The organism is Rhodococcus sp. NPDC006774 (assembly GCF_040636045.1).
Classification (GTDB): domain Bacteria; phylum Actinomycetota; class Actinomycetes; order Mycobacteriales; family Mycobacteriaceae; genus Rhodococcoides.
Genome location: NZ_JBEYIW010000004.1, coordinates 205576 through 220373, shown reverse-complemented (window position 1 = coordinate 220373; position 14798 = coordinate 205576). Strand labels below are relative to the sequence as shown.

15 protein-coding genes are annotated in these 14798 nt (G+C 65.1%); 5 read left to right on the top strand and 10 right to left on the bottom strand.

All coding sequences use genetic code 11. The annotated features are described in order from the left end of the window. Positions 1-68 precede the first annotated feature (68 nt). The 3 genes from pth to ABZ677_RS08315 all read right to left on the bottom strand — a co-directional run bounded on the left by pth (position 69) and on the right by ABZ677_RS08315 (position 2206). The gene (gene pth, locus ABZ677_RS08325; protein ID WP_094739726.1) at positions 69-674 is read right to left on the bottom strand and encodes an aminoacyl-tRNA hydrolase; all 606 of its coding nucleotides are present in this window, start codon (positions 672-674) and stop codon (positions 69-71) included. Positions 675-755: 81 nt separating this feature from the next. Beyond that, complete coding sequence (locus ABZ677_RS08320) at positions 756-1418, bottom strand: 50S ribosomal protein L25/general stress protein Ctc (protein WP_037192026.1); 663 nt, start codon at positions 1416-1418, stop codon at positions 756-758. Positions 1419-1597: 179 nt separating this feature from the next. Then, positions 1598-2206: a helix-turn-helix domain-containing protein gene (locus tag ABZ677_RS08315; RefSeq protein WP_358368283.1), complete on the bottom strand. Its 609-nt coding sequence runs from the start codon at positions 2204-2206 to the stop codon at positions 1598-1600. 73 nt (positions 2207-2279) lie between these two features. Between ABZ677_RS08315 and ABZ677_RS08310 the strand changes: the two genes are divergently transcribed. Continuing rightward, positions 2280-3245 carry a DMT family transporter gene (locus tag ABZ677_RS08310; RefSeq protein WP_358368280.1) on the top strand — a complete coding sequence of 322 codons (966 nt, stop codon included), beginning with the start codon at positions 2280-2282 and terminating at the stop codon, positions 3243-3245. Here the strand turns inward: ABZ677_RS08310 and ABZ677_RS08305 are convergent. Next, positions 3188-4357: an aminotransferase class V-fold PLP-dependent enzyme gene (locus ABZ677_RS08305; RefSeq protein ID WP_358368276.1), complete on the bottom strand. Its 1170-nt coding sequence runs from the start codon at positions 4355-4357 to the stop codon at positions 3188-3190. The two genes, ABZ677_RS08310 and ABZ677_RS08305, sit on opposite strands and share 58 nt — an antisense overlap. A 146-nt stretch (positions 4358-4503) precedes the next feature. Here ABZ677_RS08305 and egtA point away from each other — a divergent pair, with 146 nt between their 5' ends. From egtA to egtD, 4 genes are read left to right on the top strand one after another with little or no spacing between them, the layout of a single operon-like run. Then, positions 4504-5760, top strand: a complete 1257-nt coding sequence (gene egtA, locus ABZ677_RS08300; protein WP_358368273.1) for an ergothioneine biosynthesis glutamate--cysteine ligase EgtA — start codon at positions 4504-4506, stop codon at positions 5758-5760. Then, entirely contained in the window at positions 5757-7061 is a 1305-nt protein-coding gene (gene egtB, locus ABZ677_RS08295; protein WP_358368270.1) for an ergothioneine biosynthesis protein EgtB, read from the top strand. Before egtA ends, egtB begins: the two co-directional genes overlap by 4 nt. After that, the gene (gene egtC, locus ABZ677_RS08290; protein ID WP_358368267.1) at positions 7062-7802 is read left to right on the top strand and encodes an ergothioneine biosynthesis protein EgtC; all 741 of its coding nucleotides are present in this window, start codon (positions 7062-7064) and stop codon (positions 7800-7802) included. Between the two features lie 9 nt (positions 7803-7811). Continuing rightward, complete coding sequence (gene egtD / locus ABZ677_RS08285; protein ID WP_358368264.1) at positions 7812-8777, top strand: L-histidine N(alpha)-methyltransferase; 966 nt, start codon at positions 7812-7814, stop codon at positions 8775-8777. Positions 8778-8893: 116 nt separating this feature from the next. On the opposite strand, the gene ABZ677_RS08280 is transcribed toward egtD, so the two are convergent. The 6 genes from ABZ677_RS08280 to ABZ677_RS08255 form a co-directional block, all read right to left on the bottom strand. Continuing rightward, on the bottom strand, positions 8894-9751 hold the full coding sequence (locus ABZ677_RS08280; protein ID WP_358368262.1) for a DUF559 domain-containing protein: 858 nt from the start codon (positions 9749-9751) through the stop codon (positions 8894-8896). Positions 9752-9955: 204 nt separating this feature from the next. Continuing rightward, positions 9956-11338: an ABC transporter permease gene (locus tag ABZ677_RS08275; protein ID WP_037192038.1), complete on the bottom strand. Its 1383-nt coding sequence runs from the start codon at positions 11336-11338 to the stop codon at positions 9956-9958. Continuing rightward, positions 11335-12087, bottom strand: coding sequence for an ABC transporter ATP-binding protein (locus tag ABZ677_RS08270; RefSeq protein ID WP_037192041.1), 753 nt, complete (start codon positions 12085-12087; stop codon positions 11335-11337). Before ABZ677_RS08270 ends, ABZ677_RS08275 begins: the two co-directional genes overlap by 4 nt. An 81-nt stretch (positions 12088-12168) precedes the next feature. Then, complete coding sequence (locus ABZ677_RS08265) at positions 12169-12828, bottom strand: response regulator transcription factor (RefSeq protein WP_037192043.1); 660 nt, start codon at positions 12826-12828, stop codon at positions 12169-12171. Continuing rightward, on the bottom strand, positions 12828-14024 hold the full coding sequence (locus tag ABZ677_RS08260) for a sensor histidine kinase (protein WP_037192045.1): 1197 nt from the start codon (positions 14022-14024) through the stop codon (positions 12828-12830). The genes ABZ677_RS08265 and ABZ677_RS08260 overlap by 1 nt, the downstream gene beginning before the upstream one ends. An 18-nt stretch (positions 14025-14042) precedes the next feature. Next, on the bottom strand, positions 14043-14672 hold the full coding sequence (locus ABZ677_RS08255; RefSeq protein WP_230596310.1) for a hypothetical protein: 630 nt from the start codon (positions 14670-14672) through the stop codon (positions 14043-14045). Positions 14673-14798 lie beyond the last annotated feature (126 nt).

Sequence of the window (14798 nt, the reverse complement as noted above, 5' to 3'; positions counted from 1 at the left end):
TGCGCGCGCACGCTCGGACGCGAGAGGCGGCGCGCGCCTCACAACAGGGGTGTGAGGTTCGCTCCCGATCAGCGCGGGTGCACCCTGTTCTGGGCGGCTTCGAGGCCGGCCGAGAGCAGGAGCTCCGCGGCATCGGCGGCTTCCTCGACGACGACGCCGAGGTCCTTGCGCTCGGGTGCGGAGAACGGCTTGAGCACGAACGACGCCGGATCCATTCGCCCCGGTGGCCGCCCGACGCCGACGCGCACCCGCAGGTAGTCCTTGGTGCTCAGGTGCTGCGAGATCGAGCGGAGGCCGTTGTGGCCGCCTTCGCCGCCGCCGAGTTTGAGTCGCAGAGCACCGAAGTCGATGTCCAGCTCGTCGTGCACCACCACGATGTTCGCCGGCTCGATCGAGAAGAAACGCGCCAACGCAGCCACCGGCTGGCCCGAGAGATTCATGAAGGTACGCGGCTTGGCGATGATCACCGAGCGACTGCCGAGACGGGCCTGCACGATGTCGGAGTTGGACTTCTTGTGCGAGGAGAACGACCCGCCGATGCGTCCGGCCAGGGCGTCGGCCACCATGAATCCCACGTTGTGACGGGTCTTTTCGTACTGCGGACCGGGGTTTCCTAGGCCGACGATCAGTGCGGGCCCGTCGAGGGGTGCAGGTTCGGTGCTCACGTGCGTCATTCTCTCATCGGCTATTCGAAGGCGAACGGCGCGCCACCTCCCGTGGGAAGTGGCGCGCCGTTCGACGTGCGGGGGTGAGTATCAGCTCTCGTCGGAGCTTTCCTCGTCCTTGGACTCGGCTTCTTCCTGAGTCTCGGCCTCGCCCTCTTCGGAGATGGGCTCGGTGCCTTCGCCGTCGGCCTCGAGGTCTTCCTCGGACGGAGCCTCGACGACGTTGACGAGCAGCGTCTCGCCGTCGGAGACCAGCGTGACGCCGGACGGAAGGTCCAGGTCGGCTGCGGTGATCTGGGTACCGATCTGAGCCTCTTCGACGGAGACGACGAAGTTCTCCGGGATCTCCAGTGCGTCGGCCTCGATCTCGACCGCGGTCGAGTCGGTGGTGACGAGGGTTCCCGGTGCGGCGTCGCCCTCGACGATGATGTTGACCTCGACGGTGACGCGCTCGCCCTTCTTCAGGACGAGGAGGTCGGCGTGCTCGATGCTGCGACGGATCGGGTGCACGACGATCGACTTGGTCAGAGCCAGCTGGGACTTGCCGTCGATGTCGAGGGTCAGCACGGCGTTGGTGCCGTCGTTACGCAGCACCGCTGCGAACGCGCGTGCGTCCAGCGCGAGGTGCTGGGGGTCGGTGGCGTGTCCGTACAGGACGGCGGGAACGAGGCCGTCGCGACGGGTGCGGCGAGCAGCGCCCTTGCCGAATTCGGTGCGGACCAGCGCGGTGAGATTGTTTACCTTCGATGCCATGGTGCTAGGTGCTCCTGATAAATGTGGTTCTTGCGGCGTACTTCGTCGGGCGGTCAAGCTCGTCGGGGCGGACACGAACGAGCGCGGCCAACGGGGCCGAGCCGCGTCGATAACGGTGGATCCGAAGATTTCCGGATCTACCCTCGCCGAGACAACCTGGGAAACAATACACGACCACGTCAGGTGCGTGGAAGCTCGACCCCTGCTGCGAACGTGCGTGCACCTGCGAGTGCAGCGAGCAGGTCGGACGCGATGCCCCGCGCGACCACTATCGCGTCGTCGCGAGCTCCCGCCGTCCCCATCACCACCGCGCCCTCGTGCAACACCGACAGTCGGGTTCCCAGCTGTTCGGCGTCGGGGTATCCGGCTTCGCCGGCCAGTCGCGCGAACAACGATCGCGTCCAGTTCTTCTCGGACTCGATGATCGCGAGCACCGGGCTGTCGGTGCCGCCGAACTCCGCGAAGGCGTTGACGAATCCGCAGCCGCGGTGGTTGTCGCGCATCCAGACGTCCAGGGCGTCGTACACCCCGAGGATGCGTGCGTCGCCGGGGTCGAGGGATTCGACGTACTGCGTCACGTGGTCGCACCACAGTCCGTACCGGCGGGTGAGATATCGCTGCACCAGGCCGTCCTTGGAGCCGAATCGGTCGTACAGGGTCTTCTTCGTGGTGCCGGCCTCCTCCGCGATGAGGTCGACTCCGACGGCGCGGATGCCGCGAGCGTAGAACAGTTCGCTGGCGACGGTCAGGATGCGTTCTCCGGCGGGGGTGAGTGGCTTGTCGAGCATGGTTGCCTTTCGAAAGCGCTGGTGAGCGACAGGTGCACTGCAAGTATACAGACCTGTATGTTTACATCGGTTCATGAGATCACGCGTCGACGCCATCGCAGGTACGGCACTGGTGGTGCTGTGGAGTTCGGGCTTCATCGGAGCCGAGCTCGGAACCGCCGAGGCTTCGGCCCACACCCTTCTGGCCTGGCGCTACCTCGCCGCCGTTGCGCTGCTGATCGCGTGGTGCCGGTATCGAGGACTGACCCCCACCTGGCACGCCATCCGAATCCACGCAGTCCTCGGCCTGTTCTGTCAGTTCCTCTACCTCGGAGCCACCATCACCGGCATCGGGATGGGCGTGCCACCCGGTGTCGCCGCGTTGATCGCCGCACTGCAGCCGCTGGTGGTCGCGATGGCGTCGAGCAGGGTCTTCGGCGAACGCGTCGGAGGACGACAGACCCTGGGACTGGTCGTCGGGATCGTCGGGGTATCGCTGGTGGTGGTGGGGGACATGTCCGGTGCCGACCTCGCCTGGCCCGTCTATCTACTACCGGCTGCGGGCATGCTGGCACTGTCGGTGGGCACGATCGGTCAACGGCTACTGGACCCCACAGAGCCGATCCCCCTCGCGATGGCGATCCAATGTTCCATCAGTGCAGTCGGATTCATGACGTGGAGCGCGCTGGCCGGCGATGTCGCACCGCCGATGACGACGGGCTTCCTCGCGGCTGTCGCCTGGACGGTCGTGCTCTCGACCTTCGGGGCGTACGGCGCGTACCTGTTCGTGGTGCGTCGCAACGGCCCCACTCGCGCAAGCGTGCTGCTCTACCTGACACCGCCGACGACGATGTTGTGGGCATTCGTGATGTTCGGCGACGCGATCACCTGGCTCGGAGTCGGTGGACTCGTGGTCTCGGCGATCGGGGTTGCTGCCTATGTGAGCAACGGTTCAACGGGTCGTTCCGCCGGCTCCACTCCTGCCGACTCTGCTACGAAGTGTCACTCACCTGCGAGCGCAGCGAGCATCGTGTCCAGTTCCGCGAACGTGACGAAATAGTGGGGAGATGCACGAACGACGGCGTCGAGTCCCCGGCTCGTCATGTCCAGTTGCGTCGAGCTGCGGTAGCTGATTCGCACCGTCACTTCCCGGCCCCAGAGCCGGTCACGGACAGCCTCGGGCTCTTCGCCGTCCACTGTGAACGAGACGATGCCGTTCTTGCGGTCGCCCAGGTCGTGCACGGTCACCCCGGGGATCGTCCGGAGCCCGGACCGAAGGTATTCGGCACGTTCGACAATGGCCTCTTCCACCTGGTCGATACCGAGTTCGAGGAGATAGTCCACGGCCGCTCCGAGCGCGAGCCTGGCCGCGACGTCGCACTCCCAGAACTCGAATCGCGTGGCGTCGTCGGCCATTCGATACGTCTGCCGGTCGACCCATTGGGCGCTGTGCAAGTCGAGGGCAGGGGGATGCAGCGTCGACGCCAATCCCGGTCGCAGGTAGAGGAAGCCGGTTCCGCGGGGGCCGCGTAGCCATTTGCGGCCGGTGGCCGAGAGTGCATCGACTCCCAACTCCTCGACGTCGACGCGCATCTGCCCGATGGACTGGCAGGCGTCGAGCAGGACCAGTGCACCGTGGCGGTGCGCGAGATCGGCGACGGCACGGGCGGGATTGATCAGACCGCCGTTGGTGGGGGCGTGTACCACCGAGATCAGTTTCACTCGGTCGTCGAGCATCGATTCCAGTGCGTGCACGTCGATGCGTCCCGATTCGTCACTCGGGACGATCTCCACCGTTGCACCGGTGACGTCGGCGCGGTGGAGGGCGGAGATCGCGTTGCTGGCGTATTCGGCCTCGCACAGCAGGATCCGGTCGCCGGGGGACAGCGGTACCGAGTAGAAGAAGTCGGTCCAGGCCCGCGTTGCCGAATCGCTCAATGCGATGCTCGACGCCGGGGCTCCGATCAAGGTTCCGATCGAGGTCTTGACTGCGTCGAGGTCGTTCCGGCGTTCGGCCGCAGCCTGGTAGCCACCGATTTCTGCTTCCCGGCGCAGGTGCGCGATCGCGGTATCGAGGACGACGGTCGGAGGTAACGAGGATCCGGCGCTGTCGAGAAACACCCGGCCCGACGCACTCGGGGTGTCGCGTCGAATGCGGTCGTGATCGAGCATCGGTCGTCCTTTCGGTAGCGAACTCTCGGGCACCAGAGTTCCACAATCGGTAGCCTCGACGAGACGAGGGATCGCGACGTTTTCGATCCCCGCAGCTGGGTACGTTCGGTAGCGGAGAACGTGTTGAGTGCGGAAAGAAGGAATGAGTGTCGTCCAACGAGAAGTCTCTCGGGCTGAGCTCGCGCCCGGCAGCAGAGGCATATGTGTCGAAGGTGTGTTTCAAGCTGGGGCCACCGGCTCTCGTCGGTGCCGAACTCGAGTGGCTCACCGCCCTCGACGACGGAACGCGTCCGACCCTCTCGGCTCTGGCCGCTGCGCTCGGTGATCATTCCCCGCGCAGTATCGATCCCGAGTCACCCGCCCTGTCGTTGCCGGGCGGAAGCATCGTCACCGTCGAACCCGGCGGTCAGGTCGAATTGTCCAGTTCGCCTTATACATCCGTTTCTCAACTCGCACCGATGCTCGATGCCGATGCGCGGCTGTTGCGGGACATTCTCGGTGATGCAGGCATCGACATCGCATCTGTTCCGGCCGATACCTCTCGCGCACCCGAACGCCTTCTCGTTCTACCGCGGTACTGCGCGATGGAGAATCGGTTCACCACCATCGGCCCCTTCGGGAAGTTGATGATGTGCAACACCGCTGCGGCTCAGGTGAGCGTCGATGCCGGCCGTGATCGCGCCGAGGTCGCCGCGCGCTGGCACATGCTCCACGTCATCGGTCCCGCCTTCGTGGCTGCGTTCGCACGCTCTCCCGAACTCGCGGGTGCACCCGCGGGGCGATGGGCATCCCAGCGGATGCGGACCTGGCTCGAACTCGATTCCAGCAGAACCGATTCGAGTAGGACTGCGGTTCCCAACACCGGAGACCCGATTGCCGACTACGCACGCTGGGCACTCGACGTTCCGCTGCTCTGCATCCAGGGCGTCGACCAGAACTGGGAAGCGCCTGCGGGTACGACGTTCGCACAGTGGTTGGACGATCCGGGCGTTGTGGGGCGCGCCCCCACGCACGGGGATCTCGATTATCACCTGACCACCCTGTTCCCTCAGGTGCGCGCCTGCGGGCACCTCGAGATTCGCTATCTCGACGCGCAGCCGGACGGCCAATGGGTGGTACCGGCGGCGGCATTCGAGGCACTGCTGTCCACACCCGAACTGGTCGCCCGCGCCACCGAGATCGGCGGCGGGACGGCCGGACGGTGGCTCGACGCGGCCCGCGTCGGGCTGACAGATGGCGACCTACGCACGGCCGCAACCGAATTGCTCGACCTCGCAGCGGAGTTCGGCGGGGAGTTCACCGAACAGCTGTGGGCAGCATCTCGGCGGTGCCGAGCCGGGCTGCCGCCCGACGAGTTCGACGCCCTGTCGCCGACAAGTCACAGTCGAAAGGAATCGGTGTGAGCGCCGAACAACTCAGGAGCAGGATCGAAACGGTCCTCACTCGCAGCCGAGCCCGTAGTGCATCGCTGACCGATTGCGTCGACGAGACCGAACTGATGGCGCAGCACTCGCCGTTGATGAGTCCGCTGGTCTGGGACCTCGCCCACATCGGTAGCCAGGAAGAACTCTGGCTCGTACGCGATGTCGGTGGTCGAGATCCGGTGCGCCCCGACATCGACGAACTGTACGACGCGTTCAAGCACTCGCGTTCCTCACGCACGTCGCTTCCGCTGCTCACGCCGGACGAGGCGCGCGTCTACGTGCAGACCGTCCGCGACAAGGCCTGGGATGTGCTGGACCGCAGCACGTTCGAGGGTAGGCCGGTCGAGAAGCACGGTTTTGCGTTCGGCATGATCGCCCAGCACGAGCAGCAGCACGACGAGACCATGCTCGCGACCCATCAATTGCGTTCGGGACCTGCGGTTCTGACGGCTCCTGCTCCACCGGCCTCGGTGGTGCCGGTGTCGGGTGAGGCCGTCATCGCCGGTGGCACGTTCTCGATGGGGACCTCGCTCGACCCGTGGGCACTGGACAACGAGCGACCGGCTCATGCCGTGCACGTGCCGACCTTCGCCATCGACCGAGCCCCGATCACCAACGCGCAGTTCGTGGACTTCATTGCCGACGGTGGTTACGAACGCCGTGAACTGTGGACCGAGAAGGGGTGGCTGCATCGCGTCGATGCCGATCTGACCGCGCCGCAGTTCTGGGAGGTCGACTCCGATGGCACGTGGTGGCGTCGCAACTTCGGCGTGCGAAAGCCGGTGCGCCCGCATCAGCCCGTGGTGCACGTCAGCTGGTTCGAGGCCGACGCCTACGCGCGCTGGGCAGGCAAGCGTCTGCCGACGGAGGCGGAGTGGGAGAAAGCCGCGCGTTTCGACGCCGACACTCGAACCAGCAACGCGTACCCGTGGGGCGACGCCGAACCCACTGCCGCACATGCCAATCTGAACCAGCGGCATCTGGAACCGGCAGACGTCGGGGCGTATCCCGACGGTGCCTCCTCGGCTGGTGTGCATCACCTGATCGGTGACGTGTGGGAGTGGACCTCCTCGGATTTCGAGCCGTACCCAGGGTTCGAGGCGTTCCCGTACGCCGAGTACTCCGAGGTGTTTCTCCGCGGCGACTACAAGGTGTTGCGCGGCGGCTCGTTCGGCACCGACGAGGTGGCGTGTCGAGGCACGTTCCGCAACTGGGACCATCCGATCCGCCGCCAGATCTTCAGCGGATTCAGGTTGGCCCGCGACGTCGAGCCCAGCTGAATGTGCCGTCATCTCGGGTATCTGGGCGCTGCAACCTCTGTCGGATCGCTGCTGACACAGGGTGATCACTCACTGCGCACCCAATCCTTCGCACCGAACGACATGCGCGGCGGCGGTACCGTCAACGCGGACGGGTTCGGTGTCGCGTGGTGGGACGGCGAAGCAGGGTTGCACAGCTACCGCAACCCGATGCCGATCTGGACCGACCCGGCAGTGGACGATGTTCTGCCGCAGATCGATTCGACGTCGGTGATCGCGGCGGTGCGATCGGCGACCGTGGGTATGCCGGTCGAGCGCAGCGCCTGCGCCCCGTTCACCGACGGCCACTGGGCTTTCAGCCACAACGGTGTGGTGTTCGGCTGGCCGCAGTCGATGGCCGACCTGTGGTCGGAGGTACCGCCCATCGACGCGCTCGCGTTGCCCGCGCCCACCGATGCCGCCGCCCTGTGGGTCGTGCTGCGGAACCTGCTGCGCACCCACGATCCCGAGTCGGCCCTGCGCGTGCTGGTCCGCAGGGTCCTCGCGACGTCGCCCAAGGCTCGCCTGAATTTTCTGCTGTCGGACGGCGAGAGCATGTACGCCACGGCGGTGCATCATTCGTTGTCGGTTCTGCGGACCGAGGATTCGGTGACGATCGCCTCCGAACCCCTCGACGATCGACCCGACTGGATTTTCGTCGACGACCGACGCATGGTCGTCGCCACCACAGCCGATCTCACCATTTCCAGCCTGGAATCGTAAAGGAGCGTCATGAGCACGGTGGATGTACATCTGGCCGACACAGCATTGCTCGACGAGTTGCGCAAGGACGTGCGGGACGGTCTCACTGCCGATCCGAAGTGGCTCTCGCCCAAGTACTTCTACGACGCTCTGGGCAGCGAGCTCTTCGAGCAGATCACGGTGCTGCCGGAGTACTACCCGACGCGCACCGAGCGCACCCTCCTCGAAGAGCATGCTCTGGATGTCGCCGAGGCAACCGAATCCACGATGTTGATCGAGCTCGGTTCCGGCTCCTCGGAGAAGACGAAGTTGCTGCTCTCCGCCGGAGTCAAGCACGGATCACTGAAAACGTATGTGCCACAGGATGTATCCATCTCGGCGCTCGAGGGTGCCATCGAGCAGATCGCGCAGGAGTTCCCGGCGCTCGAGGTGCACGGCATCGTCAGCGATTTCACCGATACTCTGCACAACCTGCCGGGCGGCGATCGCCGCACGATCGCATTTCTGGGCGGAACGCTCGGCAACCTGATCCCCGAGGAACGCCGGGAGTTTCTCGGAGCCATCGCCGATGCCCTGGATCCCGGCGAGTATCTGTTGCTCGGTGTAGGTCTGGTCATCGATCCGAAGGTTCTCGTTCCGGCGTACGACGACGCCGCTGGAGTGACCGCGAAGTTCAATCGAAACGTGTTGTCGGTGATCAACTCTCGCCTGGGCGGCAACTTCGATCCCGACGCCTTCGAGCACGTAGCGCTGTGGAATGCCGAGCAGGAGTGGATCGAGATGCGACTGCGGGCCACGTCGCCGCAGGAGGTGTATCTCGCCGATCTCGATCTGCACGTGCACTTCGAGGCAGGTGAGGACCTACGCACCGAGATCTCGGCGAAATTCCGGCCCGAGGGCATCACCGCAGAACTCGCTGCAGCAGGATTCGACGTCGACCATCTGTGGTCCGACGCCGAATCCCGCTTCGCGCTCATTCTCGCTCGCAAGAGCTAGGCATCCGCTGACGCGACCACCGGAGTGGGCACCAGTACACGCTACGGACACCGATCGACGGAATCCCGTCGATCGGTGTCGGTAGTGTGCAATCCGGCCCGGTGCCGGCCACTGTTTCACGGGAGTCGACGGTCCGTTGCTGCGATCGACTTCCGGCGACGCCGCACCACGGTGATGATTTCGTCCACGACGCGATCGAGGTCGGCAAGCGCCGTGGCCGCCGAATATCGCAGCACCAACCATCCATCGAGTACCAACTCGTTCTGCCGTCGACGATCGTTGTTGAACGTTGCGGAATCCGTATGGAACTCTCGGCCATCGATTTCGACGATGACTCGTGCTCGATAATCGACCAGGTCACCGTAGAACTTCCCCACACGCGCATTGATCTCCATCGTGAAGTTGCGAGCGGTCAACGCCCGCGCTACCACGCGCTCCGGCTCGGATCGTGTTCTCGGGCAGCACGTTCGAAGCTGCTTCCGGACGGCAGCCATCCCGTGCATTCGCTGTGCCGTGTCGCACAGTGCGGCGACCCGTCGCCACGGCAGATGATGGTCGATGGCGCGGTCGAAGAACTTCTCGAGATCGGGCGTCGACAGCGAGGTCGCGACGTCGACGAATGTCTGCTCCAGAGACACCACTCGCAGGCCTCGGTGGAGCTGGACCTCGACGAGGCGTCGGCGATGAATTCGAACCCACGGCACCGACCTCGACTGGACGTTCGGGGCCACCGTGACGTCGACCAGACGCGGTTCGTACTCGATCAGTCCCCACAACCAGGCCGCACTTTCGTGGCTCAACACGGCGTCCGGTTTCCACAGAGTCACACCGGTGCACAGTCCGAAGTAGTCCGGTTTCTCCGTTGCGTAGACCTTCGGCAGCAGGCGCACGAGCTCTCCCGACTGCGATCGTCTCGAAATGCCGCTCGTGCTGAGCCCTTGCGCCATCAACTGCTGCACCGTGTAGACCCCCATTGGTACACCGTTGCGGCTGGGGAGCCCGTGCAACAGTGGCAATCTCGCAATTGTGGATAACTCGATGACGTTATCCACAGGCAGTGCCCGGCAGAGTGGGCAGCGGTGCACGCTACGGACGCCGATCGACGGGATCCCGTCGATCGGCGTCGGTAGTGTGCAACCCTGCCCGGCCGTCATCGCCCAGCATTGGCGACATCGGGTTCAGGCATCCGCCAATGCGACCACCGGCGAAATTTGATTCGCACGTCGTGCCGGAGTCAGTGAGGCCCCGAGCGCGAGGAGGCCACCGCACAGCACGGTTCCGGCGATCACGGCCCACGGCAGAGTGGGAGCAGTGAGTCCGCGTGAATCCAGTGAGCCGAGCAGCGATTGTGCTGCGGCCCAGCCGTATCCGATGCCGAGAATCAGACCGAAGCCCATCGAGGCGATCACCATCTGACTGCTCTCCGAGACGATCATCGCCCGAATCTGCGTGCGGGTGAATCCGAGTGCACGCAACAGACCGATCTCTCGGGTGCGCTGCAGAATGCTCAGCAGCAGGTTGTTCACCATCCCGACCGCCGCGATGACGGCCGAGAACCCGATCAGCCCGGTCATGATTCCCACTGTCACGGTGAGGACCTGGTCGACGGACGCTTCGTCGTACTCGTTGACGAGCATCGCCCGGTAGCTGAACATCGCGACGGCGAACGTGGTCACCAGAGTCACCCCGATGAGCAGTCCCACCGCGGTGCGGGTGCTGCGATCCGGATAGCGAACTGCGTTGGCCGAGGCCAATCTCGCCGCAGGTCCACGGCCGAACAGTTTCCCGACCAGCCTCAGCGTCGCGGGAAGAATTCGGTAGGCACCGACCATGATGCCGGTGAACGATGCGACACCGCCGAGAAATGCGACCAGAACGCCGGTCGGGTTCACCATCCCGATCAGGATCCCGAGTCCGAGCAGCGCCACTCCGCCTGCGATCAGCACGATCGACAGCGCTGTGCGCACCCGCCGCGATCGGGGCGTCTCCACTCCCGTGTCCACGGCACCGCCGGTTGCCTGAACAGGAGTCACGTCCAGCACTTTTCGAGACCCGACGTAGGACGCGAGCGTGGTCGTCAGCACCACGATCACTACCGGAAGGATCACCAACGGCTGGACGGACGTGTATGCCACATCGGGCAACTGACCCGCCGAGACCGCAACGGCACGCGCGAGATGACTGGCACCGACACCGAGAACCAAACCGACTGCACCACCGAACAATCCGACGACGAAGCCTTCCTTCGCCACCGATCGACGCAGGTCACGCGCCCGGGCACCCAACAGTCGAAGGAGGGCGATGGTCCGGGTGCGGCCCGCGACGATCGTCGCGAACGTGTTCGACGTGACCACCGCCGCGACATACAGAGCAAGACCGATGAACACCAGCGCCACGCTGTACAGCGCGGTGATGGCTGCGCCGCCTTCCCCGCCGCCGAAGATGTCGACCAGGAACGCCGTCGCCTGAATCAACACCACACCGAAGAACGACGCCAGCGACGTCACCAGAAGACTGGCACCGTGCTCTTTCGACGCCTGAGCCGACGTCAACCCACTCATCGGACGCTCTCCATTCCCAGCATGTAGCTCGAGATCTGTTCTGCACTCGAACGCCCGAGTTCGTTGACGATGCGCCCGTCGGCGAGGAAGACGATGCGATCGGCGTAACTTGCTGCGATGGGGTCGTGGGTGACCATCACGATCGACTGGCCGTACTCGCGTACCGCTGCGGCCAGGAGGCCGAGAACCTCACGGCCGGTGCGGGAATCGAGATTTCCGGTGGGTTCGTCGGCAAAGATGAGATGTGGTCGCGTACCGAGCGCGCGGGCGATCGCGACGCGTTGCTGCTGCCCACCCGAGAGCTGATGCGGGCGGTGGCTCACCCTTGCCTGCAAGCCCAGAGTGTCGATGAGCTGCTCGATCCATGCCGCCTCCTCGGCGGTGGGCACGCGGCCGTCGAGCTCGAACGGCAGCAGTATGTTGCCCCGAACATCGAGGGTGGGAACGAGATTGAACGACTGGAAGATGAAGCCGACCTGCGTGCGGCGCAGCGTGGTCAGTGCGTCGTCGTTGGCCGCGGTGATGTCGGCACCGGCCAGCATCAGATGTCCGGAGCTGGCGTTGTCCAGTCCTGCCATCACATGCATCAGGGTCGACTTGCCGGAACCGGACGGTCCCATGATGGCGGTGAACTGGCCACCGTGAATGTCGAGGGACACGTTGTCGAGGGCGCTCACCGGATTGGACGAGTCACCGAAATACTTGCTTACCTGGAATGCCCGGGCGACCGGGGGGAGCGTTGTTGTCATGCCCACAACGCTATGAATCGAACGGTCGCGAGTAATCAGGCTCGAGTAGTCGACCACTACATCTGCAGGATGACTTCGGCGTCAGTCTCCAGTGAGTCCGTGCTCGAAGGCGTAGACCACCAATTGCACTCGATCACGCAATCGAAGCTTGGCGAAGATGCGACTGATGTGTGTTTTCACCGTCGCCTCGCTCAAGAACTCCATCGCGGCGATCTCGGAGTTGCTCAGCCCGCGCGCGGTGAGTCGGAAGAGTTCCTTCTCCCGTGCGGTGAGGGTGGCGAACTCGGCAGGGACCTTCGGCACCACCGGTGTGGGGGTGAAGTGCGCCAGCAGCCCCGTCGTCGCCGACGCGGCGATCACCGAATTGCCCGCATGCACCGTGCGTATCGCCGCGAGCAGAAATTCCGGGTCCGCGTCCTTGAGCACGAATCCACTTGCCCCCGACCGAATCGCTCGCGCCGCACTCTCGTCGAGATCGAACGTCGTGAGCACCAGAATGCGCGGTGGAGTATCGGACGCGGCCACGATCTGCTCGGTGGCGGCGATACCGTCGAGCACCGGCATCCTGACGTCCATGAGCATCACGTCGGGCCGCGCCGACGCGGCGAGCTCGACGGCTTCTTTCCCGTTGCCCGCCTCACCGACGAACTCCAGATCTGGCTGCGAGGAGATGAGCATGCGAATGCCGGCCCTGAACAGCTGCTGATCGTCGACCAGAGCCACCTTGATTCGATCGGTCATCAGTTGATTCCCTTCGTCGACGAGCCGGCCGCGGGAAGCCAGGCAGTCACGGTCCACGACGAGCCGTCGCCGGACGCGGTGCACATGCCACCGGCGAGGCTGGCGCGTTCCTTCATGCCGGCGATTCCGTGGCCGCCCGATTCCGACGCCGACCGCACCGAGGACACACTGTTGCGCACCGCCAGTTCTGTGCCGGCGGAGTCGGATTCGATGGTGACCGTCACCGGCTTGTCGGGGTCGCCGTGACGTAGGGCATTGGTCAGCGATTCCTGCGCGATCCGGTAGAGCGCCAGGTGCGCACCGGCTCCCAACGACACCGACGTGGTGTCGATCGAGGAGTCGATGGTGAGTCCGGTCGCACGCACTTGGTCGAACAGGCGCTCGAGATCGTCGGGTGTCGGGTTCGGTAGATCGCCCTGACTGTGCCGAAGCTGTCCGAGCAACACTCGAACGTCGGACAGTGCCTCGCGCGCGGTGTCGGAGATGGTCGTCAGTGCAGTGTCGACGGCAGCGGGATCGACGGCGCGCACATACCGCGCACCGTCGGCCTGCGCGATCACGACGGCGAGCGAATGCGCCACGATGTCGTGCATGTCGCGGGCAATTCTGTTGCGCTCCTGCTCGATTGCCACTTCGTGTTCGGCGCGGGCCTGATGTACCTCGGCAAGCTCGCGCGCGTGTGCGGATTCGATGGCGGTACGCCTGGCGTAGGCGAGCCGGCCCAGAGCCCAGGACAACCCGAGCATGGCCCACAGGCCGGCGAGGAGGAGCGCGAACTGCGCGATTCGAGGTTCCTGGTAGCCCTCTTCCGTCGCCGGGCCGAACGGATTGCCGTCCACGTACGCCAGATACAGCGCCGCGATCACTCCGCCGCCGACGGCCGACGCGAGCCCGACGCGTCGCACGACGCTGTCGCCGTACGCGGCCGAGCAGTACAGAATCGCGAAGATCGCGGTGTCTGCCGCGAGGGGGAGTACCCCGCCCACCATCTGTACGACGGCCACTACCCAGGCGAGAGCCAACGACAGCCGTGGTGACCGGCGACGAACTGCCAGTGCGACGCCGAATCCGGCCAGGACGCCCACACCGGGAGAACCGTAGGAACCGCTCAGAGTGGACGGCAGCAGGAGCAGAACGAAGACGACGGCGTAGGTGACATCGAGCACCTGCCGTGAGATCGAACGCTTGCGTAGCACTCGATCAGACTACGTGGATCAGTTGGTGCGGCGACGAGCCTTCTCGAGCGCGGCCAGAGTGGACAGCACGGTTGTCCGCTGCCGTTCGAGATCCTTCATGCGCGCACGGGCAGGCAGGCCTTGCACGCCGTCGAGAGCGCTGATCTGCTCATCGACGGAGGTGAGCTGGCCGAGCAGCTTCTGCACACGGGACTGCAGTTCGATCGCATCGATCCCGGTGACACCGGCCTGCGACTTCTTCGTCGGTGCCTTCGCCGGTGCTCCGGACGTCGGCGAGGCCGGTGCATTGCCCGCAGCAGCGGCCCTGGGACGCAACGCTTTGCGGACGGCGGCCGGATCGGGCAGCTTCTCGAGCCGAATACGGTTGAGCACCTCACGCGCATCCCGAGCGGTGACGCGGTACTCGCGCTCCTCCTCGTCCTCGGACGCCAGCGTGCCGCCCAAGGGCCGCAGGCCGTACATCCCGATGAAGTGCTTGGCCTCGTCGATGACGGCTTCCTTCTCGCGGCACAGGCCGCAGCGCGGCTCGTTTCGGAATTCCTCGACGCTGTCGGTACTGCCGCACCAGACGCACCCGCCCGGCGTCCATCGGGCAATTCTGACCGTAGTAGTTCCAGCCGGGCCGTGGGGAGAGTCTGCGTCGATCACGACGAGTCATCTTAGGTGACAACAAAACCCGCCCCGCACACCCCCGTCTCGCGAGCTGCATGTTCCGGTCACGGACGTGACGTAGTTCATGCGGCGCGGACGGTAGGTGGGCGGGGCGGGATGAAA

Excerpts from the sequence above, each read along its gene's own strand:
- pth (WP_094739726.1), bottom strand. The coding sequence starts at position 674 with ATGACGCACGTGAGCACCGAACCTGCACCCCTCGACGGGCCCGCACTG.
- ABZ677_RS08320 (WP_037192026.1), bottom strand. The coding sequence starts at position 1,418 with ATGGCATCGAAGGTAAACAATCTCACCGCGCTGGTCCGCACCGAATTC.
- ABZ677_RS08315 (WP_358368283.1), bottom strand. The coding sequence starts at position 2,206 with ATGCTCGACAAGCCACTCACCCCCGCCGGAGAACGCATCCTGACCGTC.
- ABZ677_RS08310 (WP_358368280.1), top strand. The coding sequence starts at position 2,280 with ATGAGATCACGCGTCGACGCCATCGCAGGTACGGCACTGGTGGTGCTG.
- ABZ677_RS08305 (WP_358368276.1), bottom strand. The coding sequence starts at position 4,357 with ATGCTCGATCACGACCGCATTCGACGCGACACCCCGAGTGCGTCGGGC.
- egtC (WP_358368267.1), top strand. The coding sequence starts at position 7,062 with ATGTGCCGTCATCTCGGGTATCTGGGCGCTGCAACCTCTGTCGGATCG.
- egtD (WP_358368264.1), top strand. The coding sequence starts at position 7,812 with ATGAGCACGGTGGATGTACATCTGGCCGACACAGCATTGCTCGACGAG.
- ABZ677_RS08280 (WP_358368262.1), bottom strand. The coding sequence starts at position 9,751 with ATGGGGGTCTACACGGTGCAGCAGTTGATGGCGCAAGGGCTCAGCACG.
- ABZ677_RS08275 (WP_037192038.1), bottom strand. The coding sequence starts at position 11,338 with ATGAGTGGGTTGACGTCGGCTCAGGCGTCGAAAGAGCACGGTGCCAGT.
- ABZ677_RS08270 (WP_037192041.1), bottom strand. The coding sequence starts at position 12,087 with ATGACAACAACGCTCCCCCCGGTCGCCCGGGCATTCCAGGTAAGCAAG.
- ABZ677_RS08265 (WP_037192043.1), bottom strand. The coding sequence starts at position 12,828 with ATGACCGATCGAATCAAGGTGGCTCTGGTCGACGATCAGCAGCTGTTC.